The organism is Escherichia sp. E1130, from assembly GCF_005781065.1.
GTDB lineage: Bacteria > Pseudomonadota > Gammaproteobacteria > Enterobacterales > Enterobacteriaceae > Escherichia.
The window spans coordinates 36,405-62,445 of record NZ_VATL01000003.1 but is presented as its reverse complement, the minus strand read 5'-3'; the positions used below and the strand labels follow the sequence as shown (position 1 = coordinate 62,445).

Here is a 26,041-nt window from a genome sequence, read left to right as displayed (position 1 = left end):
CAATGGAGATTTTATTATTCGTGAAATAAGGAATATTTCAGAAAAATGCCCTCCCATTCAGACGGGAAGGCGCGATATTACAGATAGCGGCACAAATAGGAGGTCGGTTCGGCAACTTGCAGATGGAACTCGCTGTGGCCGGGAACATTAAATACTTCACCAGCTTCATACACGCGCCAGTCGGTAGCGCCAGGCAGCAAAACATTCAGCGCCCCGCTGACCACCGTCATCTCTTCGGGTTCCGCAGTGCTGAACATGTATTCACCTTCAACCATCACACCGACGCTGGCGCGGCCAGTATCGCTGCTGGTAAAGCCGATCGATTTCACTTTTCCGGAAAAGTATTCGTTACTTTGAAGCATAAACTGGCCCTGTCAGGTGGTTTAACATCTTCTTCACTATAGGGGCCAAAGGTGCTAACTGTCACGTAAAATTACACCAGCAATTCCGCCGCCAGCCTGGCAATCAATACGTTAGAGAGCAAAACAGGTACATCGAGCTTTTTTTGCAGTAAATCGCGATGACGCTGATTAAATCCTAAACAATCCAGCATGATGACATCTGCGCCATTCACCAGCAATTCTTTCCCGGCATCAACGATTTTCTGTTCAGAATCATGAATGGGATTTCCCAGCGAGAATAGTGGTGTTCTCTGCAAAATTTGCCATTTTTGCGCCTGAACGGCCAAAAGCTCTTCTACTGGAACAATAACACCGACCTGGTGACCTTCAACAATGGAGGAAACCAAGGGTGGGAGAATGCGCAAAGGCTCGAGGAAGATCGTATTTCGCGCTGTCATATTGCTAATGTTGGCCGTACTCATTAGCAAAATAACGTCATAATCCTGATTATCGAGTACCTCAATCACGCTTTGTAGATCACGCTCCACTTTACGACGTGAAACGTGGGCCAGCTGGTTGTCATTTAATAATGTAAGAATAGTTTCTTCGCCTGCTTCTGGCGCATACTCCGCCATCACCTCTTCGCGGCTTAATTTCCCCAGCAGGCTATGATGGGAAATATTATTTTCGTCAATGTACTCCGTCAGAAGCGGCAAAACTTCATGCATTGGTACAATGCCGATGGTCAGAATCGCCAACGACGCGCTCATTGTCTTCCACCTTTCTTTTTCGTCGTTAATTACCGGGCAAATACTAAGCACCACAGCGGGCGCTTGCCGATGCTACAAATGCAAAAAAGCGTAGCAGCAGACGCGCACGGCATAATGTAAAGATTCCCAATAGTTCCAGTAATGGATTGTTATTGTTTAATATTCTAATTATTTGAAAAACATGAATTGTGAAAAGTGTGATGCAGGTCCGTTGCAATAGCACTCAGAGTCCCTTCCGAGCAGTTTGATGCGGTCACTCTTTATCAGGATCCTCATAGCGTTTTTTAGCATCCATCGCCTCCTGGGCCGTAGGATGTTCGCTGATCAAAGAGTCTGGTTTGGGATGATCGGCTCGCAGCTGATACCAGGTCACAGTCTGTCCTTGCTGGCCTTTTTCTACCGTAACAATTCTGGCTTCTCGGGGATAAGGCGGTTTCGTTGGCATTGTTCTTCCTTATTTCACGGGATGAACATTAAGTATAGGTGCCAGGACAATGACAGTTTGCCGTTTGTGCCAAAGCGGTTCGAATTTCAGAGATCACCTGACTGGGTTCGTTGTTAGCATCGACGATAATATGCGCAACTTCACGATATAATGCATCGCGTTCTTCCAGCACTTCCTGAACTTCTTCACTTAACGGTTTTCCTGTGAGTGTTGGCCGTAAATCCTCTTCTGGCGCTGCTTGCAGACGATTTACCAGCACTGACACCGGCGCGCACAAGTAAACCACAATCCCGTTATTACGCATGTAGTGGCGATTAAATTCCGTAAGAATAATACCGCCGCCCGTCGCGATAACGGTGGATGGTGCAGTTACTGCTTCCAGAGCGGCGCTCTCCCTGGCGCGAAATCCTGCCCACTCTTCCCTTTCGACGATCTCTGCTACCGTCATATTGAGTTGTGATTGCAACCATTGGTCGGTATCAACAAACCGACAGTTGAGCGAATCGGCAAGGGCCATTCCGACCGTTGTTTTACCACAGCCCCGAGGCCCGATCAGAAAAAGAGGTTGTGTCATCGTGGGTTTTCCCCAAAAGGTCGCAATGCGGCGAAAGCCGGTTTCGTAAGAATAACGATCATACCATCAAACTAGTACAATTTCGATTGTAAAGAAATAATTCCACTTAAGGAGCGAACTTCAATACATTCCTTACTATATCAAGAAATGAGCGAGAAAGAAGTGTAAATAATATATTACATTTACGAACGGTTACGTTGAACTTCCAGCCACCATTTTTCAAGTTCAGCCGCAAATGCCTGGCGGTCACGTTGCGAAAGGCTATCTGGTCCTCCGGTCTGGATCCCGCTGGCTCGTAGGGTATCCATAAAATCGCGCATCGTCAGACGTTCACGAATAGTCGCAGGTGTGTACCGTTCGCCACGCGGATTAAGTGCTGCCGCGCCTTTCTCGATGGCTTCAGCAGCCAAAGGAATATCTGCGGTTATTACCAAATCGCCCGCCTCACACTGACGTACAATTTCATTATCAGCCACGTCAAAACCTGCCGCGACGCGCAGCGTGCGAATAAACCGCGATGGCGGCACGCGTAAACTCTGATTTGCCACCAACACCAGCGGCATCTGCATACGTTCTGCCGCGCGATACAGAATCTCTTTAATTACATTGGGACACGCATCGGCGTCCACCCATATTGTCATAAGGCTATCCTCTGTTGGGTAATCCTCTATTGTGTCGCGCTTTTGCCTTCCGGCATAGTTCTGTTTATGCTTCTGACCAGGCGCTTTTCAAAATAATGAATTCACGGCAGGAGTGTGCAATGGAAAAGAAAATCGGTTTTATTGGCTGCGGCAATATGGGAAAAGCCATTCTCGGCGGTCTGATTGCCAGCGGTCAGGTCCTTCCAGGGCAAATCTGGGTGTATACCCCCTCCCCGGATAAAGTTGCCGCCTTACATGAACAGTTTGGTATCAACGCCGCAGAATCGGCACAGGAAGTGGCGCAAATCACCGATATCGTCTTTGCTGCCGTCAAACCGGGCATCATGATTAAAGTCCTTAACGAAATCACTTCCAGCCTGAATAAAGACTCTCTGGTGGTTTCTATCGCCGCAGGCGTTACGCTCGACCAACTTGCCCGGGCGCTGGGTCACGACCGGAAAATTATTCGCGCCATGCCGAACACCCCCGCGTTGGTCAACGCCGGGATGACATCCGTAACGCCAAACGCGTTGGTCACTCCCGAAGATACTGCCGATGTGCTGAATATTTTCCGCTGCTTTGGCGAGGCGGAAGTCATTGCTGAGCCGATGATCCACCCAGTGGTTGGCGTGAGCGGTTCTTCGCCAGCCTATGTCTTTATGTTTATCGAAGCGATGGCCGACGCCGCCGTGCTGGGCGGGATGCCACGCGCGCAGGCTTATAAGTTTGCCGCCCAGGCGGTAATGGGTTCCGCGAAAATGGTGCTGGAAACCGGCGAACATCCGGGCGCCTTGAAAGATATGGTCTGCTCACCAGGAGGCACAACCATTGAAGCGGTACGCGTTCTGGAAGAGAAAGGATTCCGTTCCGCGGTGATCGAAGCGATGACGAAGTGTATGGAAAAATCAGAAAAACTCAGCAAGTCCTGATGACTCTCGCTGGACGTCAGGCCGCCACTTCAGTACGGTTACGTCCGGCTCTCTTTGCTTTGTAGAGCGCCATATCAGCCGATTTCAGCCACTCACGGTAGTGACTCATTTGCGGATTCAGCGGCGCGATACCGACGCTTATCCGTAATATCACCTGCGGCGTATTTGGCAGGCGTAATGCATTTAATCCTTCATGTACACGTAACATGGCAGTAATGGCGTTTTCGGCTGGCGTACCTGACATAATCACCGCAAATTCATCACCACCAAAACGACCAATCACATCGCTGCCACGCAGGGTAATTTGTAACTGTCGGGTAAGGGCAACGATTGCTTCATCACCGACATCGTGACCCCATGTATCGTTGATACTCTTAAAATGGTCGATATCAATAATCAATAGCGTCGCATCGCGATTGTGTCGGCGACAGTTATCAAACTCATTACGTAGCATGATTTCCCAGTGGCGCCGGTTGTAAACGCCCGTCATGCCGTCGCGGGTACTCATGACCTGCAATCGTCGTTTATGTTCAGCCAGTTTGGTCGCTGTCTGGTAGCTGACCCAGCCAAACAGCAGAGGATAAATGACGATAATGGGAAGGGAGAGCCACCATTCCAGCGGCGCACTCTTGAGCGACACCGTGATCCCCGTGAGTTCGAGTGTGACAAGGCAGGAAACGACCATCAACACCAAACCGGCGACAAACAGACGGGGGCCCCCTGCCCCCATCAAATTCAGGCACATAATCATCAGCATTGCGATCGAAGGCAGCACGTTTACGCCCATCACGCCTACCCACATACCGGCTAACACTGCATCAGTTTTTAAGTTGTATATTTCCCGGCCAAGCGGATCAACGGCCCTGCTCGCCAACTGCCAGGCTAAATGCGGCCAGACAAATGCCCAGCCAACCAACACCAGCCACCACCAGCCTGACAGCGGGTGCGAAACCAACGTCGAGGCGATTGGTAAGAACATCCCAGCCAGTCCTACCGCTCGCGGTAGTCTGACGCGACGGGCGAAGCGCAGCCCGGATCGCTGATGTTCGTTTTGAGGAGCTAATGGTGGTATCTCCCCGTGTGCCGCCGCTTTTTTGAAAAAATTTTCATCATTCATTATTTTTGGGAACATTCAGAAACAATTTTCCCAAATTATAGAGATGGGGCGAAAGGCGGGAGTATGATATTTCGGGTGAGCCATTTTCTTAACTCACCCGTTAGCACTATAGGTTTTACGCGGCTTTCTTGAGGCAAGTACTCATAAACTTATTACGATCATCACCTTTCAGAGATTGCTGCGTCGCCTGACTATTACATTCGCGCATCTTCTGCTGCTGCGGCGTCAAACTCTTTTCACCGGGCGCAGATTTGCTGTTCTTCAGGCAATCACTCATGTATGTCTTACGGGCATCCCCTTTCAACGCCTGCGCTGTCGCCTGTTGATTACAGGAGGTCATACGCTGTTGTTGTGGGGTTAACGTTCTCTCGGCAGCGCCGACAGTGGTTAAAAAAACCAGGCCGAATAGCAGGGTAACCAGTAATGTTATTTTCATAGCACTATCCCTCTTCACATTTTAACCAGGAGCGTTTGCGCCCTTGATCTGCTTTTAAGTCTGGTTGCTAACAGCAAAAAAACCACCCGACAGCCAAAATTAGCCGCCGGGTTCGGTGTTATTTCAGCCCCAGTGCAGCTTTCATGGTGTAGAAGAGATCGGTCTGATCGGTCAAACCAACCACATTCGCAGCGTGCGGACCATATGCAGCAATACGCAACTGGCTACCGGTATGCTCTTGTGAATCCTCTTCGGAGTTCCCGTAACTCATCACCATCACTGCGCCATCTTTGGTGTTTAACGCCTGAGTCAGACCCGGCGCTTTGGTATCTGGCGCGACAATCTGGCTGGCGTGGGCGTGGTCAGCGGTGACCACCACCAGTGTGTTGCCATCCTTTTTGGCAAATTCCAGCGCCCGCTGTACGGCTTCATCGAGATCGACCGTCTCGCCAATTTGGCCACAAGGATTCGCGGCGTGATCCTGTTTATCGATCGACGCACCTTCAACTTGCAGGAAGAATCCTTTCTCATTTTTGCTCAGTAGTTCAATGGCTTTATCGGTCATCTGCGCCAGCGTAGGCACACTGTCATTGCGTTGCGGATTCGGGGTACAGGTGACTGCGGGCTTATCGATATTACCGTGGTACGTTGCTTTCGGTCCTTGCCAGCGCACTGGCATATTGCCGTCAGCAAACAGTCCAAGCAGGGGTTTTTGCTGGTTCGCTTCCGTCACCGCATTCAGCGATGCGGTATCGCTGACTAACTGATAACCACGCGCCTGCGCCTGTTCACGCAGCGTTTTTCCCTGCCATTCACCGGCGGTAGCCGTTTCAGCAAAGGTTTTTGCACCGCCGCCAAGCGTAACATCTGCACGGGCGTTAAGCAGTTGTTCAGTAATCGATCCTTTTCCACCTTTTTCCAGCGCGTTGCTCGGGCATTTTTCGCTGGTAACGCTCGGACCATAGCATTTGCGCGAGGTCACATGTGCCACTAGCGCGGCGGGAGTGGCATCCTGTATTTCAGCCGTTGAAACGTTGCCGGTCGCCAGTCCTGCGGCTTTTGCCAATTCCAGAATCGTTGGATGATCTTTTTCATGAATATCGACACCCAGCGCGCCGTTATACGTTTTGACGCCAGTTGACCAGGCTGTTGCTGACGCTGCGGAGTCGGTCACGTAGTCTGGTTTTCCGGTTTTTTTATCCAGCGCATAATGGGTGTATTGTCCGGTAAGCGGCAAGGCATCGATCCCTTTAAAAAAACCGCCCGCGCCTTCAGCATAATTGCGTGCGGCAGTGATTTCCGAATCCCCCATCCCATCACCAATCAATAAAATAATATTTTTCGCGGGTTTATCGCTAAGAGAATCGCGTAAGGCAGCGGTCTGATCGCTCGTTAATCGGCGAGCGCCGCCAGGCGCGGTAATATCCCCCTGTGCCGCCCGGTTTTCCAGAATTGGCATCTCTGGGGTCCGAGCTTTAGTAACAGGGGTAAACAGTAACGGCAAGAGAGCCAGTGCAATAGTGCTTTGTTTCACTTTATTTTCTCCATGTACAAATACATTAAAAAATAAAAACAAAGCGACTATAAGTCTCTGGCATGACAGCATTATGACAACTGTTGGAGGGCTTAACTTTTTACTGACGAGGATGCCTCAATAACTTCTTTACGTAATCGCGCAGCAGCTCCGTATCGTCATCAGGAATGCTGGCATCGGGCTTTACCGAGTATAGCGCCCCTTCAACCTGATCAATCAACCGCTGTTGGTCATTTTGCGCCATATTGCGAAGCATCGCAGTAACGATAATCTCTAGTGCTTCGACCTGCGCGCACAATTCTTTCGACTCCTCTTCCTTTTGGGCAAGCTTAAATAACAACTCAGCAATGAGATTTTTCATATCTGTATTTCCTTATCCAAAGTATGGAGAAGTTAACATTATGTTTCACAACTGCATAGAGTCTTGATGTAGTATTTTTATGACAGAGGAAATAATTTTAGCAAATATTTTTTTCACATTTATCAGCGAAACGTTTCTCTATTTTTAAATAATTCCACACATAAAATATAGGTATACAATTATTAATGTTTTTTATAATAAAAAGTTATGGAATATATACTCTTGGTTAACTTATTATTACGTATAATAACCATCCAGGCAGCAATTCACACCAGGAATAAATTAGTTTCCCGTTCATCATTTTTGTGATCTTACGCACATAATTTAGTCAGCGATGAATCTTACCCCGCAAGCTGCACGGTTTATCAGCAGAAGATTGCAACAAACTGTCAGAAGGCCGCGAATCCCCCGTTTTGTCGTGGTAATGTATGCTCTTTGTGTTCTACGGGATAGGTTTTTAAGATGGAAAAACTGCGGGTAGGAATCGTTTTTGGTGGAAAGTCAGCAGAACATGAAGTGTCTCTGCAATCGGCAAAAAACATTGTCGATGCCATTGATAAAAGTCGCTTTGACGTTGTGCTGCTGGGCATTGATAAACAAGGGCAATGGCACGTCAGCGATGCCAGCAATTATTTGCTGAACGCAGACGATCCTGCCCATATTGCGCTGCGCCCTTCGGCCACCAGTCTCGCGCAGGTGCCGGGTAAACATGAACAGCAACTTATTGATGCGCAGAACGGCCAGCCGTTGCCGACGGTGGATGTCATTTTCCCAATTGTCCACGGTACGTTGGGTGAAGATGGTTCCTTACAGGGAATGCTGCGGGTCGCCAATCTACCGTTTGTCGGTTCCGATGTTCTGGCTTCTGCTGCATGCATGGATAAAGACGTCACCAAACGTCTGCTGCGTGACGCTGGATTGAACATCGCGCCATTTATTACCCTGACGCGCGCCAATCGCCACAAAATCAGCTTCGCCGAAGTGAAGTCTAAACTTGGGTTGCCGCTGTTTGTAAAACCAGCTAATCAGGGTTCCTCTGTTGGCGTCAGCAAAGTGACCAGCGAAGAGCAGTATGCCCTTGCTGTCGATCTGGCGTTCGAATTCGATCACAAAGTGATCGTTGAGCAAGGGATCAAAGGTCGTGAGATCGAATGTGCGGTTCTGGGTAATGACAATCCGCAAGCCAGTACCTGTGGCGAGATCGTACTGACCAGCGATTTCTACGCCTACGACACCAAGTACATTGACGAAGATGGCGCGAAAGTGGTGGTTCCTGCGGACATTGCGCCGGAAATCAACGATAAGATTCGGGCGATTGCCGTTCAGGCTTACCAGGCGTTGGGATGTGCTGGCATGGCGCGTGTAGACGTCTTTTTAACGCCGAAAAACGAGGTGGTGATCAACGAGATCAACACGCTGCCAGGGTTCACTAACATCAGTATGTATCCGAAGCTGTGGCAAGCCAGTGGCCTGGGCTACACCGACCTGATCACACGTTTGATTGAGCTGGCGCTGGAGCGTCACGCAGCGGATAACGCATTGAAAACCACTATGTAATTTTTGGATGCCCAATAACTTTTTTGTTGGGCATTTCAGGCTGATGGCAAACGTAAGATTGCCTGATGCGCTTCGCTTATCAGGCCTACCAGATAATTGCAATATACTGATTTTGCACGATTTTGTAGGCAGGATAAGGCGTTTACGCCGCATCCGGCATAAACAACGAGCACTTTGCCAGCACTCCAGAACGCCCAATCCACTGTTATTGGGCGTTTTCAGTATCGTCATCGCGACGGCGAATAATCAGTCCCGCCAGCCAGAAGCTAATCACCCACGTCACCAGCCCCACCGCGTAGGTCTGCCAGCCTTTTGCTTCAAACCCCAGCAACCCCACCACGCCATTAAGAATGAATATAAGGCCAATGGCGAACGCATAGTAATGCCAGTCGCGGCGGATTTTTACAGGCAGATTCATGGCAGCTCCGTTAACGAAAAACAACATCCTTGCATATTCTGCAACATCCGTCTGTGGTGTAGACAGCATTTCCAGAACCGTTAAGAAATTTAACTTAAGGTTGCAATTTTGTGAGTCATGACGAAGATTCTCGCTTCGGGAATATTCCCAACATCAATTTACCATGATTCTGATATTGACAATCCCAATGACCTGTCAGACTTGCCATAAGCCGCTGGTATCACACCAGAAGAGAAGCAGATGACTTCCGGAGGTTTTTATGGCTGATTTCACCCTGTCAAAATCGCTGTTTAGCGGAAAATATCGCGATGCCTCTTCAACGCCTGGCAACATTGCCTATGCATTGTTTGTGCTGTTTTGCTTTTGGGCTGGGGCGCAATTGCTGAATTTGTTGGTGCATGCGCCAGGAGTCTATGAGCGTTTAATGCAGGTCCAGGAGACAGGCCGCCCACGAGTGGAAATTGGTCTGGGAGTTGGCACCATTTTCGGGCTGATCCCGTTTTTGGTTGGCTGCTTCATCTTTGCGGTGGTTGCGGTGTGGCTGCACTGGCGACATCGCCGCCAGTAAGATTTATTTTGCCAGATGCGACGTAAACATCTGGCCTACGATTACCTATTGGTCACGGCTTCATACAGCGCGCTCGTCTTTCATCGACGCGCTTCGCAAACCATGCGGTGGTAAGGTTACGGGTGATTTTCGGGCTTTCCAGTTGAATACCGGGCAACATTTCACGCGGTAGCGATTTACCCGTTTTCGCTTCGGCGAGTTGATAAACCTTCTTATACAACGCCGTCTCTTCAAAAGAGAAACTATCCCCTTTCTCGAGCTGACGACGAATTTCGCTGTCGCTCATTCCCAGTTTGCCCGCCAGCTTACGCGTCGCCAGTTCTGTTTTACCCGGCTCTTTACTGTCATAACGAATCAAATCACCATCCAGCGCCAGCTTCACGCCGCTGGCTTTGCTGACCGCATTCTGAAACGCGGCATTACGACTGGCGTACCAACCGGCATTAAAATCGGCGAAACGGAAAATCGGCGCGCTATAGCTGGCAGGATAATTAAGTAAATGGTAAGTCCCGAACCATAATCCGCCGCGACGACTGAAGACCTCCTGACGTACCGTACCGTCCATTTTCCACGGATACCCCCTGGTATGCTGTTCGGCAAAAGCAATGCTGACCTGCATCGGCCCACCGGTGCGCACCGGGTTAAGCGAACCAAACAGCGTCTGCCCCATCGGCACCATACTGATCAGATCGTCAAAAATTGCACTCAACTGCTTTTCCGTGCGCACGGAATCTAACCGTTCGCTGTAGCTTTTGCCGTTCGGCGATTTGATTTTTAGCGCGGTATGAACCAGAAAAGCAGGAATGTGCATTCGTTCGGCGCGGCGGTCAATCTCTTGCCAGGCGATTTTACTTAATCCAGGAACGACCGGATCCGCCTGATAATTTGACTCCTGTTGCGCCACCGCCAGCACCGAGCAGACATTTTCCAGTGTCGGAGCCAGCCCCTGGCTTTCAAAAGTGGTGGCAAGATCTTTCGCCCAGGCATCGCGGTCTTTTACGCTGGCGGGTAACTTCTGCCGCACCACGCTCGCCACATCTATCGCTTTTTCGCCCTTTTTCAACGGCTGTGGCGCCTGACTGCTACACCCCGCTAAAACCAGAACCGCCAACAACGAAAGCGAAGACAGATGGTTGACTCGCGACATTACCTCTCCTTTTTAACTCAATGTATGGGTTACTTCCTGAATTTTGTCATTATCCAGTTCATGTTCAAAGCTGCGCAGACGTTTGTAGATCGACATCAACTCGACCAGCGTGGTCCATGAGTTAATCAGATACTGGAAAGCGCCGCGAACCTGACCAAAAACGTTGGTGATTTGGGTCATCAGGCCGAGCGTAATCGTACCGGCAACAATCGACGGAAACAGCAAGAACAAACCGAAAACGTTATCGACCTGCAGGTAGAGAATGCGGGCGATGTTGAAATACATATAGTGAAAATAGAGGCGGAAATAGTTCTTCCGTACCGCGCTGAACAACTCGCGCACCGTTGGCGGTGTCGCACGCGTGACGTCGTCTTCACCATAGACCAGCTCTTTACGGTAAGCTGCTTCTACTCGCTGGTTTTTAAACTCAAGTCCCGGCAGTTTGATCCCCACAACCGCCAGTAATCCGGTCCCCATCAGCGACCAGATAATCGCGGCAATCACCAAACCATACGGAATGTGCCCCACAATCGGCAACTCTGGCACGTGCGCGGAGAGCGTCACCAACACCGGCAAGAAGGCGATCAGCGTCATGATGGCATTAATAAAGCTGACGCCCATATTCTCAAGCGTTGAAGCAAAACGCATGGTGTCTTCCTGCACACGCTGCGCGGCCCCTTCGATATGGCGCAGTTGCTGCCAGTTCGCCATGTAGTATTCGTTCATCGCCGTACGCCAGCGGAACACATAGTGGCTGACAAAGAAATTGTTCAACACACTGATAACCACCGCGATCAGTGCTATCCCCAGAAAGACGCCCACCTCGCGATAAAACTGTTCGATGGTCACTTTATGCGGCGAACTGAGCGCGGTTTGAATCAGGTCATAAAACGGTGCATACCAGGCGTTGACTGCAACCCCAACTTCCACCAGAAACCAGGTCACGAAGATAATTAGCGCAGTGCCGAGTATTGACCAGTATTGCCAACGATGTGGGCTGTAGATAAACCAGAACAGCGCGAAAAGTCCTACGCAAACAATGTAATAAGCGTAAAAAACCAGGAAGTCTAACGACCAGAAACGGGCAGCGCTAATCGGTATCTGCCCAGAAGCCCCGGTGATGTGGGCAACCCAGTCACCGCCTCCCGCTTGCCAGAAGATGACGGCAATCAATGCCCAAACAAAGGCCGAGAGAAAAAAGGCTCCCGGTTTTGGGAAAAAAGACTTAAACATATGCTCTCCTGCTAGCTTCTTATCGTTTTAGCAACTGCTGTGTATTAACCGCATGGCCGCTTCAAAGAATCAGCCAAATGAAACCGCCCATTGTGACCAACCGCGGGGCGCTTAGTTCGTCCTCCTGACCGGAAGAATTGTTTCGACGGATTTCACAAACAAAGGATTGTTTACATAAGCGCATTAACACGAACAGGATCACAAATGCAGACATTGGTGAGCAGGAAAAAGATCGTGTTTACGCGCCGTTACGTTTTTAACACTATTATTGCACTAATTTGCGCTTTGCAATCCATCAACGAGTAGTATAAATACGCTCAGTTACCTTCATTTAATTTATGGACACCACCGTTGAAACGTAGTCTGCTTTTTTCTGCCGTGCTGTGTGCGGCGTCATTGACCTCTGTCCACGCGGCGCAACCTATCGCCGAACCTGAATTCGCCTCTGATATTGTTGATCGCTATGCCGATTATATTTTTTACGGCAGCGGTGCCACCGGGATGGCGCTGGTCGTTATCGACGGTAATCAGCGTGTCTTTCGCAGTTATGGCGAAACTCGCCCTGGTAATAACGTTCGCCCGCAGTTGGATTCCGTAGTACGTATTGCTTCGCTCACCAAGTTGATGACCAGTGAGATGCTGGTGAAATTGCTGGACCAGGGGACAGTGAAGTTAAACGATCCACTGAGTAAATATGCCCCGCCAGGCGCACGCGTGCCAACTTATAACGGAGCCCCCATCACATTGGTGAATCTGGCAACCCACACCAGCGCCCTGCCCCGTGAACAGCCCGGTGGCGCGGCAAATCGTCCGGTGTTTGTCTGGCCGACGCGAGAGCAACGCTGGAAATACCTTTCTACAGCAAAACTAAAAGCCGCGCCAGGCAGCCAGGCCGCGTACTCCAACCTTGCGTTCGACCTGCTGGCGGATGCGCTGGCGAATGCTTCCGGCAAGCCTTATACCCAGTTGTTTGAAGAGCAAATTACCCGTCCGCTGGGGATGAAAGACACCACCTACACACCATCGCCGGACCAGTGCCGCCGTTTGATGGTTGCCGAGCGCGGTGCCAGTCCGTGTAACAATACGCTGGCGGCCATTGGCAGCGGCGGCGTTTATTCCACACCTGGCGATATGATGCGCTGGATGCAGCAATATTTGTCTTCTGATTTTTATCAGCGCAGTCACCAGGCGGATCGCATGCAGACGCTGATTTATCAGCGTGCACAGTTTACGAAAGTGATTGGCATGGATGTGCCAGGCAGAGCGGATGCTCTCGGTTTAGGCTGGGTGTATATGGCACCGAAGGATGGACGTCCGGGTATTATTCAGAAGACCGGTGGTGGCGGTGGCTTCATTACCTATATGGCGATGATCCCGCAAAAAAATATCGGTGCGTTTGTGGTCGTGACCCGCTCACCATTAACACGGTTTAAAAATATGAGCGATGGCATCAATGATTTGGTGACCGAACTTAGCGGGAATAAACCGATGGTCATTCCCGCTTCCTGATTAATACTCTGAAGGCAAACGGTTGATTGCGACCAGTTTGCCTTTATTCATTTCGATATAACCGCCCTTGCGTAAAGCCGCAAGAACTTCTGCCACAACGGAACGTGATATGCGTGTACGTTGATGGATATAATTCATTACACCAATGCGTGATCGCAATTCATCATTCCAATCAATCATTGATAATAACGTCGCACGGATTTGCTCGTAGGAATTATGCCCAATGAGCTGAACGTCGCGTAATTCCAGGATTTTATTTTGCCAGGCTAACCAGTAAAAAGCGTCACGCCAGAGTTGATTTTGTTCAATAAGAGTAATGGTTTGTTTGGCTGGTAGATGATATCCCGTACAGTTTCCTTCTGATATTAATTTGTATGGTATATCGTTTTTCATTAAACCATCAGTCAGTCCCATAATATAAGGGGCTTGCGTAATACCGATAAGTACGTTTTCTTCTCTACGGAGAGAGATAACACCTTCTAAAATAACGAATGTATCTTCGCTGTTTACATCACTGGAGAATATGACTTGTTTTTCATTATTAAACTCGAAGCGCGTGCCGTATCTGGACAAACATTTATCGAGCTTACCAAATTCCTGAAGAGGTTTAACTACAGATAACATTTGCGCGTCCTTTGCAGTAATGCCCGTCAAATCCTTGACGGGCATTATTTAGATTAAATTACCAGTATTTCTTCAGAGTGAAGAATATTACCAGGTATATTTAACACCCACGTTCGCGGACCAATCTTGATCTACGTCACCACCACCGAGGTAGTTAGCATCGGTATAGGCGCTGAAGTTCTTGGTGAAGCTGAACTGAGCCCCCAGACCAACACGTACCGCAGACCCTTCAGTACCGTTATCGATGGAATCGCCGTTCACATCGTTATCGTTGTTAGAGTCGTCGTAGACGTAAGCCAGTTTGAAGTACGGAGTCAGAGCCTGGTCTTCGCTGTAAGTGAAGGTATAACCTGCATCTACACCCAGTTCATAACGCATGCTGTCGTAAGACTGACCGTCAACTTTCATGTCGTTGCTCAGCTGGTAGTCATCACCAGACTGGAACAGACCAGAAATGCTGCCGTAAGGAGTTACGTAACCAGCATCACCCAGTTTGAAGTCGTAACCGGCTTTCAAACCGAAGCCCCACGCGTCAGAGTTGGTGCTACCGTCAACGTAAGTACCGTTGCTCATGGTTGCAGACAGATCGTTGTTGAAGTGAGAGTAGCTCAAGCTACCATCAACAAAGATATTGTTCGCGAAGCGAGCAGAAGAGTAGATGTAGGCAGACTGGCTGTCTTGATCCACCTGACCAGAACGGTCATTCATGTCGCCTTTACCGAAGCCTGCAGCCGCACCGACGATCCACTTAGCATTGTTACCATCAATTTTGGTATCAACACCGACCATGATGCCGTTAACATCCTGATCGTAGTCAATGGTACCGTTGTTGCCGTTGAAGTTACCACCGAAGTAGCTTACCCATGCGCCGCCGTTATCAGCCAGACCATGACGAGAGTTGGTCAAACGAGTACCAACGGTGTCTTGTTCCAGGTTCCAGATATTGGTGTTTGCAGACGGGATGCTCAGCGCCATGTTAGCGTAGTCAGTCAGCTCGGTCTGATGCAGAACAACAGTGTTACCTTCCTGACGAGCTTCGTAGGTGTAAGCACCCAGGTCAGCTTTGTTAGCAGCAGAGAAGGTAGCGTCGCTGTTTTTGTCGTTAACGTAGATCAGCTCGTTGCCGTTGTAGTCAGCGATAGAACCAGCACCAGTAGCGTTGTCGATACGAACTTTGTAGTTACCGGTTGCAGCTGCAACATGGTCACCATTGTTATCAACTTCGTTCTGACCAGCTTCGATAGAAGCAGTGTTATCGTTATCGCCGTTACCGTTAATAGTCAGGTGACCATCAGAGTTCATTGCGATTAAGCCATAACCGTAGTTTGACTTGGTAGTGTCGTTGGTACGGTCGTTGGTCAGGTCTGCATCAAGTACGAAGCGGTTGCTTTCGATGTTGAATACACCAGCGTGAATGTTACCACTGGTATCAGTGGTGCTGGTCAGGTTCAGAGTATCAACCTGAAGAGCATTCGCCGCGGTGTTACCTACATCCAGAATACCGTCGTTAGTCACTTTGATGTTGTTCGCATACAGAGCTGCATCACCTACAGCCCAACCAGCAGAAACTTCATCAGAGATGGTTACGGTACTGTTGTCGATAGTCAGTGAATCAGTTGCAACGTGACCATCTTCGTTGATGTTCAGCGCAGAAAGACCTGTCAGAGAGATAGAGTCAGAAATCAGCATTGAATCAGCAACATTAACAGTTGAACCACTGTTGATGCTCAGAGTGTCGATCAGAGAAGTTTTGGTGGTATCCCACTGTGAACCGGTGTTCAAGGTCACATTGAACAGACCGCTCTGGTAAACTTCGTTACCAATGATGTGATCAAATTCGCTGTATGCAGAGTCGCTGTTTTCCACGCCCACTGTTGATAAAGGCCACAGGCTGTTAGCTGCGATGTCGATCAGAGTGGCAGTGGCTTCGGTATTGATATCATAGGTATAAGATTCATTTACACCATCGCCATCAATATCAACACCAACCTGATGTGCAGACATTGCCGCACCAACCCACTTGCTACCATTGTTCAGGGTCAGATCCAAGCGATCGGTACCATCCCAACCGTTAGTATCTACATCACCGTCAGCATCACGATAGCTATCACGACCATGTGGGAAGAAGTTCTCATCAAAGTTACTTGAGAAGAATACATCACCCATCAGTGTGGAATTATCGAATGTTGCAGTGGTCTGCATAGCGTTATCAGCATCAGGATGTGCAATAACGGCTAATGCGATATCATCAGCATTCCAGCCATTACCATTGTAATCACTGGCATTACCGGTATTACCAAACCAACCAGTAGTACCTTCATCAGTCCATGAACCAGAGGTCACGGTAGAATCTTTAACAGTGATGGTATTATTAAATACTTCGCTGCTGTTTACACCAGTGCTGACAGTGTTGTCGTCGATATCTTCCCACTCATAACCCTGAGTCAGCGTAATACCTGCTACGTGAGAGTTATTAGAGATGGACAGATCAACTTCCTGATCCAGAGTGATAGCCGTACCAATGTTAAATACGTTTACAACATGAGTATCAGCGGCATTATTGTAGGTGCCGTTATATGTATAGTGTTCGTAGTTGTCGTCGATCGTTGAGTTATCAACGGTCAGCGCCAGACGGTCATGGTAGTAGTCATCCGCACGATCAGCACAATCAGTTGTCATGCACTCGGAATAAATCATACCGTGAATAGTGCTATTTTTGATTGTCAGACTATTGGCGTTGGTATTGGTAGAAATACCGTCATCCAGATAGTAGGTAGAAATCACGCCGTTAACGGTAGCGTTATTAATAACCGGATAGATATCGCCGTTGTAATAACTATCAGCAGCATAGTTGTTCCAGCCTACATAACCATCATAGTAAACGCCATCAGCATAGGTGGCGTCGTTGTAGTGATGGAAAGTATTGTAAGTTTGGCCAGAAATATCGTTGGTCGCTGCATTAGCCTGAGAGGTGATAGCCAGAGTGCAAGCCAATGCTAATTGTGATACTACAAGTTTCTTTTTCCAGGAGTGCATTTGTCATCCCTCCTCAGGGACGTAATAAGTTGATCCATCAATTATCAATGCATAGAAAACATCTTATGTTTCGCGTTTACGATTATGCGGCGTTATAGAGGAATGGTTCAATTATTCTTTCCCCTAAGTCCGATTGTGGACATATATAAAAAACATCTACACACGCAAAGTAAAAACTGACAAAAACACAGTTTTTCAACACGTTAATGAAAGCGTTAATTTTGAATTATAGCTTCTAAAAATATCAAACCAACAAACCAGATAAATAATTTATCAATAAACAATGAACTTTAATCCATTCAATTTTTGACAGCTCAACCAAATCAACAAAAACAATAATTGAGGATTATAAATAAAAATTAAAAATATTTGCAGTGAATATAAAATCATTGCTATTTCTATTACAAAGATGTCCTGACCTCTCTTTCGTTCTCTTCTTATCAACATCGCGACAACTTTCGTAAAACACTCCCGCCCAGCATCAGGTATACTGTGCACCTTAATTCCACAAACATCAGGCAGACCATGACAGATTTAATCCAACGCCCTCGTCGCCTGCGCAAATCTCCTGCGCTGCGCGCTATGTTTGAAGAGACAACACTTAGCCTTAACGACCTGGTGTTGCCGATCTTTGTTGAAGAAGAAATTGACGACTACAAAGCCGTTGAAGCCATGCCCGGCGTAATGCGCATTCCAGAGAAACATCTGGCGCGTGAAATCGAACGCATCGCCAACGCCGGTATTCGTTCGGTGATGACTTTCGGCATCTCTCACCATACTGATGAAACCGGCAGTGATGCCTGGCGGGAAGATGGTCTGGTGGCGCGTATGTCGCGCATCTGCAAGCAGACCGTGCCTGAAATGATCGTCATGTCAGACACCTGTTTCTGTGAATACACTTCTCACGGACACTGCGGCGTGTTGTGCGATCACGGTGTCGACAACGACGCAACTCTGGTGAATTTAGGCAAACAAGCGGTGGTTGCAGCTGCTGCCGGTGCTGACTTCATCGCCCCTTCCGCTGCAATGGACGGTCAGGTGCAAGCGATTCGCCAGGCGCTGGACGCTGCGGGCTTTACCGACACCGCGATCATGTCGTATTCGACCAAGTTCGCCTCCTCCTTTTATGGTCCGTTCCGTGAAGCGGCCGGAAGCGCATTAAAAGGCGATCGCAAAAGCTATCAGATGAACCCAATGAACCGTCGTGAGGCGATTCGTGAGTCACTGCTGGATGAAGCCCAGGGCGCAGACTGCCTGATGGTTAAACCAGCTGGCGCGTACCTCGACATCGTGCGTGAGCTGCGTGAACGTACTGAATTGCCGATTGGCGCGTATCAGGTGAGCGGCGAGTACGCGATGATTAAATTCGCCGCGCTGGCAGGTGCTATAGATGAAGAGAAAGTGGTGCTCGAAAGCTTAGGTTCGATTAAGCGTGCGGGTGCGGATCTGATTTTCAGCTACTTTGCGCTGGATCTGGCTGAGAAGAAGATTCTGCGTTAATGATCATTATGCCGGGTTATCCCAACCCGGCATTTCCCCTTCACCCCGCCCGATAAAACGGTTTATCCCCGAGAATCGTCGCGCGATGCATAATACGCCGCTGCGGCAAATAATCGGCATTCGCATAATGCTGAGTCACGCGATTATCCCAAATCGCAATATCATTCGGTTGCCAGCGCCAACGCACCTGAAACTCCGGTTTGGTGATATGGGCAAACAAAAAGCCTAACAAGGCTTCGCTCTCTTTCTCGCTGACATCGACAATTCGCGTAGTAAATCCTTCATTAACAAACAGTGCCTGTTTGCCGCTCACCGGATGCGTACGCACCACTGGATGTAACAACGGCGGATTTTTCGCGGCCGCCTCGCGCCAACGTTGATGTTCCTCTTCAGTTTTGCGGTACTTGTATTCCGGGAACGATTTACGGAAATCATGCTCCGCGCGCAGCCCGCTCAAAAGCTGGCGGAAAGGAACAGAAAGCGCCTCATAGGCCGCAATACCGCTGGTCCAGAGCGTATCGCCACCGGTCGATGGCAACTCTTTCGCTGCGAGAATCGCCCCTGCTGGCGGCGTCTCAATAAATGTCACATCGGTGTGCCAGTTGTCGTTATCCGGCGGATTATCGTTATAGGTGTCCAGTACGATGATCTCGTCAACCCCTTCGGCATGAGGATAAACAGGATGAATATGCAGTTCGCCAAAACGCTGAGCCAGCGCACGTTGCTGCTGTGGCGTTATCGCCTGTTCACGCAGAAAAACCACCTGATGACGCAGCACCGCATGGTAAAGCTGTTCAAACTGATTATCGCTTAACGGGCGCGTCAGGTCGGCACCCGAAATTTGTGCGCCAATATACGGCCCCAGCGGGGTAATGCTCAGACGTTCACTCATTGTACTTCTCCATGCCAGGGCGTCAGGCGGCGTTGTAACGCACGCAGACCCAGTTCTAAAAGAAAGGCGATAATCGCAATCACCGCGATCCCCGCCAGCACCACGTCAGTCGCGAGGAATTCACCTGCTGACTGGACCATAAAACCTAAGCCTCGCGTTGCGGCAATCAACTCCGCCGCCACCAACGTAGACCAGCCCACACCCAGACCAATGCGTAATCCGGTGAGGATTTCCGGCAGCGCGCCAGGCAAAATAACAAACCACAGCACCTGTATACGGCTGGCCCCCAGCGACTGCGCGGCACGAATGCGAACCTGCTGCACGCTTTTCACCCCCGCCAGCGCCGACATCGCCACCGGTGCAAAAATCGCTAAATAGATCAATAAGATCTTCGACGTCTCGCCAATACCAAACCAGATCACCATCAGCGGCAAATAGGCCAGCGGCGGCACCGGACGATAAAGCTCGATTACCGGATCCAGAATGCCGCGTACCGTAGGGCTAAGTCCCATCGCGATCCCGACCGGAATACCGATCAACACCGCTGCAAATAGCGCCAGCATAATGCGCGTCAGGCTGGCAACCAGATGCTGCCACAGCGTGGCGTCCATAAAGCCTTGCGGTCCGGCAATGGTGAGCAGTTTTTCCAGTACCTGTTGCGGCGGCGGCAAAAACAGCGGGCTAATCAGTTGCAGCGCCGCCACCGTCCACCAAACGGCGAGTAAAGCCGCTAACGTACCAATGCTTAAAGTCACTTGCCGTGAGAGCGGCCAGCGCCATTTCAACCGACTCGAATGCAGTTTTTCGTTAATGAGCACACTCATGAGAACGCCTCCCGTTGCTCAAATACGCGGCTTAAAACATATTCGCGAATGGCAATAAACTGCGGATCGGACTTGATGCTGCGACTCGATTCTCCCGCAACAAAACGGCGAGCGAAGTCGAGCGGAAGACGCTCCAGCACACGCCCTGGCCCTGGCGAAAGCAGAACCAGCTCGGTCGCCATAAACACCGCTTCCTCTATATCGTGAGTAATCAACAGTACCTGCTTGCCAGTCTCCTGCCAGAGTTTCAGCAACAAGGTTTGCATCTGGTCGCGGGTAAAGGCGTCCAGCGCGCCAAACGGCTCGTCGAGTAATAACAGTTGGGGATTTGCCGCCAGCGCGCGGGCAATCCCCACTCGCTGACGCTGGCCTCCAGAAAGCTGCCAGATGAAGCGTTTTTCTGCGCCTTCCAGACCCACTTTTTTCAACATCTGGAGAGCAATTTCCAGACGCTGCATTTTCTCCATCTCCGCCAGTTGCAGACCGAACGCCACGTTATCCTGCACATTGCGCCACGGTAGCAATCCTTCATTCTGAAAAACCACGCCGCGTTCTGCTCCCGGTCCCTGAATGTGTTTGCCCGCCAGTTGAATGCTGCCGTGCTGATAAGGCACAAAACCAGCAATTAAATTCAGCAACGTGGTTTTGCCGCAGCCGGACGGTCCCAGCACAACCAGCAGCTCGCGGCTTTCCAGTGTCAGGTTTATATCTTCCAGTGCTGGTTTGCCGCCATAATCGGCGTAAAGATGAGAGATTTGCAGCATCTGCGCCTCCTTTTATTGCACGAAGCGAGAGGTAACGTACTGGCTGTAATCATTCGCTACAGCCGGGACTTTGCCCTGCTCTTTCAAAAACTGCGCGGTGTCGATGATCGCTTTGTTCACCGGTCCGGTCAGTTCTGCCGTTTGCTGCTGCGGCGTCAGATAGGTGTTTCCCTTCACCAGCCCCGGCACATCGCCTTCCGGCACGCCGCTTAAGCGCGCCAGTTTGCTGATGTTTTCCGACTGTTTCAGCCAGGCGTCAGGGTTAGCAATATACGGTTGCTGAGCATTGATGGCGCTTTTGGCGAACGCTTTCACTACCTCTGGATGTTTCTCGGCAAAATCTTTCCGCACTACCCAGACGTCCAGCGTCGGCGCGCCCCACTGCCCGACCTGTTCAGAATCGGTCAGCACCTTGCCGTCTTTTTCCAGGGCGTTAACCGCAGGCGCCCAGACATAAGCGCCATCGATATCTCCCCGTTGCCAGGCGGCGATAATCGCGGGCGGCTGCAGGTTCACTATCTCCACTTGCCCAGGTTTAATGCCCCAGTGTTTCAGCGCCGCCAGCAGGCTGTAGTGTGTAGTGGAGATAAACGGCACGGCGATACGTTTACCAATCAAGTCTTCCGGTTTGCTGATGGTTTTCTTTACCACCAACGCCTCGGAGTTGCCCAGTTTTGACGCCAGCAAGAAGACTTCAATCGGCACTTGTTGGCTGGCAGCTACCGCCAATGGGCTGGAACCAAGATTACCGATTTGCACATCGCCCGAGGCCAAGGCCCGCACGATGCTGGCCCCGCTGTCAAACTTACGCCAGTCCACCGTCGCCCCGCTCTCTTTGGCAAAGGTGTTATCAGCCTGTGCGACTTTCGCCGGTTCGGCGGAGGTTTGATAGGCCACAGTGACGTTCACCGCCTGCGCCTGAAAAGCGATGAATGCCAGTGCGGCAAGAAGTGTGTTACGCGATGAAATTGCCATGATTGTCTGCTCCCCTGTCTTGTTATGGGAGCAGTATTCGCGGACAAAGACATTTGATAAAAGAATTAGTCGTTATGGTACAGATGATTTTATTCTTAGCAAAAAAACAGCAAAGGAAAGGTTAATTATGCAATTAGCATCATCCCACAACTCGGGGAAATTGCTGTACTGCATTTTATTGATGCATAAAAAGTCAGATTACGAGATTTACTATCTTCTGATTTTTATTAAAACCCAAATATATGACAAAGTTATTATATTCGCATTAAATATACTACTGTATTGTTTTTCACCCACCGCATATTACATTCACAACATGTATATAAACAATATCCGTTCATTGAACATATTTTTTAAATGCAATTAATTGACAAACTAATTCACATCTAAATACAATGCGCAAAAGAAAATAACTATACATAGCAAACACACAAAAAACTAACATATGAACTACGTAAAAAAAACTTTACCCTGTCGATTTTCAGGCCCTCATAGCATCCTGGCACTAAGTTATTAGCAACTTTCACTACGTATAAATTTTAACGTCTGTTTGCGCCAGAGATTACGTCTCTGCGCGTATCGCTGCGCTTGTAGTATAATAATTAAAAATGGAGTGTCATTAAGTGGATAAGGTTTTAAATTCTGCTCTCCTTTCTTCAAAAAATAAAAAGAAAGGTATTCTTGCTATTGGCGCACACCCTGACGATATAGAATTAGGCTGCGGCGCATCGCTCGCTCGTCTTGCGCAAAAAGGGATTTATATTGCTGCCGTAGTTATGACTACCGGCAATTCTGGCACAGATGGAATAATCGATCGCCACGCAGAGTCACGCGAAGCCCTAAAGATATTAGGATGCCAGCAGACTATTCATCTTAATTTTGCTGATACCCGTGCTCATTTACATCTCAATGATATGATTACCGCCCTGGAAAATATCATTAAGTCTCAAATTCCGTCTGATGTTGAAATCATTCGTGTCTATACCATGCATGATGCCGACCGCCATCAGGATCATCTGGCCGTTTATCAGGCGTCAATGGTGGCCTGTCGGGCAATTCCTCAAATTCTCGGCTACGAAACGCCAAGTACCTGGCTTTCATTTATGCCCCAGGTTTTTGAATCCGTGGAAGAGAAATATTTTTCTATAAAACTAAACGCGTTACAAAAACATAAAAGTCAGAGTCTGCGTGATTATATGCGCCCGGAACGTTTGCGTGCTGTCGCACAATTTCGCGGACAACAGGTCAATAGCGACCTGGGTGAAGGCTTTGTTATTCATAAAATGATTCTTTGAGCAGATTGCATGAAAACCTGGATCTTTGTATGTATGGCCGTAGCAATATTACTATGGTTCCTGAGTACGTTAAGGCGTAAACCCAGCCAAAAAAAAGGCTGTATTGACGCAATTATTCCTGCCTATAACGAAGGCCCTTGTCTGGCACAGTCGCTGGAAAATCTGCTACGCAACCCTTATTTTTGCCGGGTAATTTGCGTTAACGACGGCTCCACTGATAATACCGAAGCAGTCATGGCAGAAGTAAAACGTAAATGGGGCGACCGCTTTGTTGCCGTCACGCAAAAAAATACCGGTAAAGGCGGTGCGCTAATGAATGGCCTCAACTACGCCACCTGCGACCTGGTTTTTTTAAGCGATGCCGATACTTACGTCCCGCCCGATAAAAACGGCATGGGCTATATGTTGGCGGAAATTGAGCGCGGCGCTGACGCCGTAGGCGGCATTCCCTCCACCGCGTTAAAAGGCGCTGGCCTGTTGCCGCACATCCGCGCGACGGTGAAGTTGCCAATGATTGTTATGAAGCGCACGCTACAACAACTATTGGGCGGTGCGCCGTTTATTGTCAGCGGAGCCTGCGGGATGTTTCGCACCGATGTGCTGCGTAAATTTGGTTTCTCTGATCGTACCAAAGTCGAAGATCTCGACCTTACCTGGACGTTGGTGGCTAATGGCTACCGTGTTCGTCAAGCGAATCGCTGCATCGTTTATCCGCAGGAATGCAATAGTCCGCTTGATGAATGGCGACGCTGGCGGCGCTGGATTGTGGGCTACGCGGTATGTATGCGCCTACATAAAAAACTTTTATTTAGCCGCTTTGGCATATTCAGTATTTTCCCCATGCTGCTGGTTGTGCTTTATGGCGTTGGGATTTATCTCACTACCTGGTTTAATGAATTCATCGCCACCGGGCCACATGGCGTAATATTGGCAATGTTTCCGCTTATCTGGGTCGGCGTAGTTTGTGTTATTGGTGCTTTTAGCGCCTGGTTTCATCGTTGCTGGTTATTGGTGCCTTTAGCGCCTTTTTCCGTTGTGTATGTATTATTAGCTTATGCCATCTGGATTATTTATGGACTTATTGCCTTTTTTACTGGACGCGAACCTCAGCGCGACAAACCCACCCGTTATTCCGCACTGGTGGAAGCGCCAACCGCTTATTCCAACTCTTCTGTCGCAGGAACTGAAAAGCTATCTGAAGCTTAATGTTAAAGAGAAAAACATTCAGATTGCAGACCAGGTAATTATTGATGAGAGTGCCGGCGAAGTTATTATTGGCACCAATACCCGTATTTGCCACGGTGCAGTGATTCAAGGACCGGTAGTGATTGGCGCAAATTGCCTGATTGGCAATTATGCTTTTATTCGCCCCAACACGGTAATCAGCAATGGTGTAAAAATTGGTTTTGCCACAGAAATAAAAAATGCGGTTATTGAAGAGGAAGCAACGATTGGTCCGCAATGTTTTATTGCCGACTCGGTGGTAGCAAGCGGAGCATATTTAGGCGCGCTGGTGCGTACCAGTAATCATCGTCTGGATGAACAGCCAGTATCGGTTCGCACCGCGGAAGGTACTATCGCTACCGGATGCGATAAATTAGGTTGTTATATTGGTCGGCGTTCACGACTTGGTGTGCAGGTTATTATTTTACCGGGGCGAATTATTTCTCCGAATACACAGCTTGGTCCACGCGTTATTGTAGAACGTAATTTACCTACCGGAAATTACTCACTCCGGCAAGAACTTATCCGTACAGGAGCTTAAAATGATAAAACGGACGTTATTAGCGGCAGCAGTCTTTAGCGCATTGCCCGCTTATGCCGGGTTAACATCTATTACCGCAGGCTACGATTTTACCGATTATTCTGGCGATCACGGTAACCGTAATTTAGCGTATGCCGAACTGATCGCAAAGGTTGAAAACGCAACACTGCTTTTCAATCTTTCCCAGGGACGTCGAGATTACGAGACTGAAAGTTTCAATGCCACACGCGGCCAGGGTGCTGTCTGGTATAAATGGAATAACTGGCTGACGACCCGAACGGGTATTGCATTTGCAGATAATACGCCGGTCTTTGCCCGCCAGGATTTTCGTCAGGATATTAACCTGGCCCTGCTGCCAAAAACGGTGTTCACGACCGGTTATCGCTACACCAAATATTACGATGACGTTGACGTTAATGCCTGGCAAGGTGGCGTTTCGCTTTATACCGGCCCGGTGATCACCAGCTATCGCTATACCCATTATGACTCAAGCGATGCGGGCGGCAGTTACAGCAATATGATTTCCCTGCGCCTGAACGATACGCGCGGCGGTGGTTATACCCAGCTTTGGCTAACTCGCGGGACCGGAGCTTACACTTATGACTGGTCGCCAGAGACACGACACGGCAGTATGAAGAGCGTCAGTTTACAGCGTATTCAGCCTTTAACAGAGCAACTTAATTTGGGGCTGACGGCAGGTAAAGTGTGGTACGACACCCCAACCGATGATTATGACGGCTTGCAACTCGCAGCCCATCTGACCTGGAAATTTTGATTCCTTCTGCC

At 49.2% G+C, this 26,041-nt stretch carries 27 protein-coding genes; 9 read left to right on the top strand and 18 right to left on the bottom strand.

The window, feature by feature from the left end; all coding sequences use genetic code 11:
* Nucleotides 1-77: 77 nt before the first annotated feature.
* The 5 genes from ppnP to FEK66_RS01845 form a co-directional block, all read right to left on the bottom strand.
* Nucleotides 78-362 (bottom strand): pyrimidine/purine nucleoside phosphorylase, encoded by a 285-nt coding sequence (gene ppnP / locus FEK66_RS01865; RefSeq protein WP_130206199.1) that lies wholly within the window; start codon nt 360-362, stop codon nt 78-80.
* 71 nt (nt 363-433) lie between these two features.
* Nucleotides 434-1,111 (bottom strand): AroM family protein, encoded by a 678-nt coding sequence (locus FEK66_RS01860; RefSeq protein ID WP_131160963.1) that lies wholly within the window; start codon nt 1,109-1,111, stop codon nt 434-436.
* Between the two features lie 253 nt (nt 1,112-1,364).
* Complete coding sequence (gene yaiA, locus FEK66_RS01855) at nt 1,365-1,556, bottom strand: protein YaiA (protein ID WP_130206195.1); 192 nt, start codon at nt 1,554-1,556, stop codon at nt 1,365-1,367.
* A gap of 28 nt (nt 1,557-1,584) precedes the next feature.
* Nucleotides 1,585-2,130, bottom strand: coding sequence for a shikimate kinase AroL (gene aroL / locus FEK66_RS01850; RefSeq protein ID WP_130223263.1), 546 nt, complete (start codon nt 2,128-2,130; stop codon nt 1,585-1,587).
* A 182-nt stretch (nt 2,131-2,312) separates the two neighbouring features.
* A complete protein-coding gene (locus tag FEK66_RS01845) occupies nt 2,313-2,771 on the bottom strand; it encodes a YaiI/YqxD family protein (protein ID WP_130223265.1) in 459 nt (152 codons plus the stop codon).
* Nucleotides 2,772-2,890: 119 nt separating this feature from the next.
* On the opposite strand from FEK66_RS01845, the gene proC reads away from it, so the two are divergent.
* Nucleotides 2,891-3,700, top strand: a complete 810-nt coding sequence (gene proC, locus FEK66_RS01840; protein ID WP_135494311.1) for a pyrroline-5-carboxylate reductase — start codon at nt 2,891-2,893, stop codon at nt 3,698-3,700.
* Nucleotides 3,701-3,716: 16 nt separating this feature from the next.
* Here the strand turns inward: proC and adrA are convergent, their stop codons facing one another.
* From adrA to iraP, 4 genes are all read right to left on the bottom strand, one after another.
* A complete protein-coding gene (gene adrA, locus FEK66_RS01835) occupies nt 3,717-4,832 on the bottom strand; it encodes a diguanylate cyclase AdrA (RefSeq protein ID WP_130260319.1) in 1,116 nt (371 codons plus the stop codon).
* A gap of 100 nt (nt 4,833-4,932) precedes the next feature.
* A complete protein-coding gene (gene psiF, locus FEK66_RS01830; RefSeq protein ID WP_130206185.1) occupies nt 4,933-5,253 on the bottom strand; it encodes a phosphate starvation-inducible protein PsiF in 321 nt (106 codons plus the stop codon).
* A gap of 118 nt (nt 5,254-5,371) precedes the next feature.
* A complete protein-coding gene (gene phoA / locus FEK66_RS01825) occupies nt 5,372-6,787 on the bottom strand; it encodes an alkaline phosphatase (protein WP_130260321.1) in 1,416 nt (471 codons plus the stop codon).
* 100 nt (nt 6,788-6,887) lie between these two features.
* Nucleotides 6,888-7,148 (bottom strand): anti-adapter protein IraP, encoded by a 261-nt coding sequence (gene iraP / locus FEK66_RS01820; RefSeq protein ID WP_064527081.1) that lies wholly within the window; start codon nt 7,146-7,148, stop codon nt 6,888-6,890.
* A 462-nt stretch (nt 7,149-7,610) separates the two neighbouring features.
* Between iraP and ddlA the strand changes: the two genes are divergently transcribed.
* Nucleotides 7,611-8,705 (top strand): D-alanine--D-alanine ligase, encoded by a 1,095-nt coding sequence (gene ddlA, locus FEK66_RS01815; protein ID WP_130206181.1) that lies wholly within the window; start codon nt 7,611-7,613, stop codon nt 8,703-8,705.
* 205 nt (nt 8,706-8,910) lie between these two features.
* On the opposite strand, the gene FEK66_RS01810 is transcribed toward ddlA, so the two are convergent.
* Nucleotides 8,911-9,123, bottom strand: a complete 213-nt coding sequence (locus tag FEK66_RS01810) for a DUF2754 domain-containing protein (RefSeq protein ID WP_130237775.1) — start codon at nt 9,121-9,123, stop codon at nt 8,911-8,913.
* Nucleotides 9,124-9,382: 259 nt separating this feature from the next.
* On the opposite strand from FEK66_RS01810, the gene FEK66_RS01805 reads away from it, so the two are divergent.
* A complete protein-coding gene (locus tag FEK66_RS01805) occupies nt 9,383-9,691 on the top strand; it encodes a YaiY family protein (protein ID WP_064527077.1) in 309 nt (102 codons plus the stop codon).
* 52 nt (nt 9,692-9,743) lie between these two features.
* Here FEK66_RS01805 and yaiW read toward each other — a convergent pair whose 3' ends face one another.
* Together yaiW and sbmA are read right to left on the bottom strand one after the other, a co-directional pair.
* Nucleotides 9,744-10,838, bottom strand: a complete 1,095-nt coding sequence (yaiW, locus tag FEK66_RS01800; protein WP_130215392.1) for a surface-exposed outer membrane lipoprotein YaiW — start codon at nt 10,836-10,838, stop codon at nt 9,744-9,746.
* A gap of 12 nt (nt 10,839-10,850) precedes the next feature.
* The gene (sbmA, locus tag FEK66_RS01795) at nt 10,851-12,071 is read right to left on the bottom strand and encodes a peptide antibiotic transporter SbmA (protein ID WP_135406138.1); all 1,221 of its coding nucleotides are present in this window, start codon (nt 12,069-12,071) and stop codon (nt 10,851-10,853) included.
* A gap of 351 nt (nt 12,072-12,422) precedes the next feature.
* Here sbmA and ampH point away from each other — a divergent pair, with 351 nt between their 5' ends.
* Nucleotides 12,423-13,580 (top strand): D-alanyl-D-alanine-carboxypeptidase/endopeptidase AmpH, encoded by a 1,158-nt coding sequence (gene ampH, locus FEK66_RS01790; protein WP_135494313.1) that lies wholly within the window; start codon nt 12,423-12,425, stop codon nt 13,578-13,580.
* On the opposite strand, the gene iprA is transcribed toward ampH, so the two are convergent.
* The gene (gene iprA / locus FEK66_RS01785; protein ID WP_130206171.1) at nt 13,581-14,204 is read right to left on the bottom strand and encodes a hydrogen peroxide resistance inhibitor IprA; all 624 of its coding nucleotides are present in this window, start codon (nt 14,202-14,204) and stop codon (nt 13,581-13,583) included. It abuts the gene before it with no gap.
* Nucleotides 14,205-14,291: 87 nt separating this feature from the next.
* The gene (gene ehaB, locus FEK66_RS01780; protein ID WP_135494315.1) at nt 14,292-17,240 is read right to left on the bottom strand and encodes an autotransporter adhesin EhaB; all 2,949 of its coding nucleotides are present in this window, start codon (nt 17,238-17,240) and stop codon (nt 14,292-14,294) included.
* A gap of 525 nt (nt 17,241-17,765) precedes the next feature.
* Here ehaB and hemB point away from each other — a divergent pair.
* On the top strand, nt 17,766-18,740 hold the full coding sequence (hemB, locus tag FEK66_RS01775; RefSeq protein ID WP_130206167.1) for a porphobilinogen synthase: 975 nt from the start codon (nt 17,766-17,768) through the stop codon (nt 18,738-18,740).
* Between the two features lie 40 nt (nt 18,741-18,780).
* Here the strand turns inward: hemB and tauD are convergent, their stop codons facing one another.
* From tauD to tauA, 4 genes are read right to left on the bottom strand one after another with little or no spacing between them, the layout of a single operon-like run.
* Entirely contained in the window at nt 18,781-19,632 is an 852-nt protein-coding gene (tauD, locus tag FEK66_RS01770) for a taurine dioxygenase (protein WP_135494317.1), read from the bottom strand.
* The gene (tauC, locus tag FEK66_RS01765) at nt 19,629-20,456 is read right to left on the bottom strand and encodes a taurine ABC transporter permease TauC (protein WP_135494319.1); all 828 of its coding nucleotides are present in this window, start codon (nt 20,454-20,456) and stop codon (nt 19,629-19,631) included. Before tauC ends, tauD begins: the two co-directional genes overlap by 4 nt.
* Complete coding sequence (gene tauB, locus FEK66_RS01760) at nt 20,453-21,220, bottom strand: taurine ABC transporter ATP-binding subunit (protein WP_135494321.1); 768 nt, start codon at nt 21,218-21,220, stop codon at nt 20,453-20,455. The genes tauC and tauB overlap by 4 nt, the downstream gene beginning before the upstream one ends.
* A 12-nt stretch (nt 21,221-21,232) precedes the next feature.
* Nucleotides 21,233-22,195, bottom strand: coding sequence for a taurine ABC transporter substrate-binding protein (gene tauA, locus FEK66_RS01755; protein WP_135490869.1), 963 nt, complete (start codon nt 22,193-22,195; stop codon nt 21,233-21,235).
* 623 nt (nt 22,196-22,818) lie between these two features.
* Here tauA and FEK66_RS01750 point away from each other — a divergent pair.
* The 4 genes from FEK66_RS01750 to FEK66_RS01735 are packed head-to-tail and all read left to right on the top strand — an operon-like array spanning nt 22,819 to nt 26,030.
* The gene (locus FEK66_RS01750; RefSeq protein WP_130258522.1) at nt 22,819-23,490 is read left to right on the top strand and encodes a PIG-L deacetylase family protein; all 672 of its coding nucleotides are present in this window, start codon (nt 22,819-22,821) and stop codon (nt 23,488-23,490) included.
* Between the two features lie 9 nt (nt 23,491-23,499).
* Complete coding sequence (locus FEK66_RS01745) at nt 23,500-24,696, top strand: glycosyltransferase family 2 protein (protein WP_138211394.1); 1,197 nt, start codon at nt 23,500-23,502, stop codon at nt 24,694-24,696.
* Nucleotides 24,662-25,255: an acetyltransferase gene (locus FEK66_RS01740; RefSeq protein WP_240780536.1), complete on the top strand. Its 594-nt coding sequence runs from the start codon at nt 24,662-24,664 to the stop codon at nt 25,253-25,255. Before FEK66_RS01745 ends, FEK66_RS01740 begins: the two co-directional genes overlap by 35 nt.
* 1 nt (nt 25,256) lies before the next feature.
* Nucleotides 25,257-26,030 carry a YaiO family outer membrane beta-barrel protein gene (locus tag FEK66_RS01735; RefSeq protein ID WP_130206153.1) on the top strand — a complete coding sequence of 258 codons (774 nt, stop codon included), beginning with the start codon at nt 25,257-25,259 and terminating at the stop codon, nt 26,028-26,030.
* Nucleotides 26,031-26,041 lie beyond the last annotated feature (11 nt).

Excerpts from the sequence above, each read along its gene's own strand:
- ppnP (WP_130206199.1), bottom strand. The coding sequence starts at position 362 with ATGCTTCAAAGTAACGAATACTTTTCCGGAAAAGTGAAATCGATCGGC.
- FEK66_RS01860 (WP_131160963.1), bottom strand. The coding sequence starts at position 1,111 with ATGAGCGCGTCGTTGGCGATTCTGACCATCGGCATTGTACCAATGCAT.
- yaiA (WP_130206195.1), bottom strand. The coding sequence starts at position 1,556 with ATGCCAACGAAACCGCCTTATCCCCGAGAAGCCAGAATTGTTACGGTA.
- aroL (WP_130223263.1), bottom strand. The coding sequence starts at position 2,130 with ATGACACAACCTCTTTTTCTGATCGGGCCTCGGGGCTGTGGTAAAACA.
- FEK66_RS01845 (WP_130223265.1), bottom strand. The coding sequence starts at position 2,771 with ATGACAATATGGGTGGACGCCGATGCGTGTCCCAATGTAATTAAAGAG.
- proC (WP_135494311.1), top strand. The coding sequence starts at position 2,891 with ATGGAAAAGAAAATCGGTTTTATTGGCTGCGGCAATATGGGAAAAGCC.
- adrA (WP_130260319.1), bottom strand. The coding sequence starts at position 4,832 with ATGTTCCCAAAAATAATGAATGATGAAAATTTTTTCAAAAAAGCGGCG.
- psiF (WP_130206185.1), bottom strand. The coding sequence starts at position 5,253 with ATGAAAATAACATTACTGGTTACCCTGCTATTCGGCCTGGTTTTTTTA.
- iraP (WP_064527081.1), bottom strand. The coding sequence starts at position 7,148 with ATGAAAAATCTCATTGCTGAGTTGTTATTTAAGCTTGCCCAAAAGGAA.
- ddlA (WP_130206181.1), top strand. The coding sequence starts at position 7,611 with ATGGAAAAACTGCGGGTAGGAATCGTTTTTGGTGGAAAGTCAGCAGAA.
- FEK66_RS01810 (WP_130237775.1), bottom strand. The coding sequence starts at position 9,123 with ATGAATCTGCCTGTAAAAATCCGCCGCGACTGGCATTACTATGCGTTC.
- FEK66_RS01805 (WP_064527077.1), top strand. The coding sequence starts at position 9,383 with ATGGCTGATTTCACCCTGTCAAAATCGCTGTTTAGCGGAAAATATCGC.
- yaiW (WP_130215392.1), bottom strand. The coding sequence starts at position 10,838 with ATGTCGCGAGTCAACCATCTGTCTTCGCTTTCGTTGTTGGCGGTTCTG.
- sbmA (WP_135406138.1), bottom strand. The coding sequence starts at position 12,071 with ATGTTTAAGTCTTTTTTCCCAAAACCGGGAGCCTTTTTTCTCTCGGCC.
- iprA (WP_130206171.1), bottom strand. The coding sequence starts at position 14,204 with ATGTTATCTGTAGTTAAACCTCTTCAGGAATTTGGTAAGCTCGATAAA.
- ehaB (WP_135494315.1), bottom strand. The coding sequence starts at position 17,240 with ATGCACTCCTGGAAAAAGAAACTTGTAGTATCACAATTAGCATTGGCT.
- hemB (WP_130206167.1), top strand. The coding sequence starts at position 17,766 with ATGACAGATTTAATCCAACGCCCTCGTCGCCTGCGCAAATCTCCTGCG.
- tauD (WP_135494317.1), bottom strand. The coding sequence starts at position 19,632 with ATGAGTGAACGTCTGAGCATTACCCCGCTGGGGCCGTATATTGGCGCA.
- tauC (WP_135494319.1), bottom strand. The coding sequence starts at position 20,456 with ATGAGTGTGCTCATTAACGAAAAACTGCATTCGAGTCGGTTGAAATGG.
- tauB (WP_135494321.1), bottom strand. The coding sequence starts at position 21,220 with ATGCTGCAAATCTCTCATCTTTACGCCGATTATGGCGGCAAACCAGCA.
- tauA (WP_135490869.1), bottom strand. The coding sequence starts at position 22,195 with ATGGCAATTTCATCGCGTAACACACTTCTTGCCGCACTGGCATTCATC.
- FEK66_RS01745 (WP_138211394.1), top strand. The coding sequence starts at position 23,500 with ATGAAAACCTGGATCTTTGTATGTATGGCCGTAGCAATATTACTATGG.
- FEK66_RS01735 (WP_130206153.1), top strand. The coding sequence starts at position 25,257 with ATGATAAAACGGACGTTATTAGCGGCAGCAGTCTTTAGCGCATTGCCC.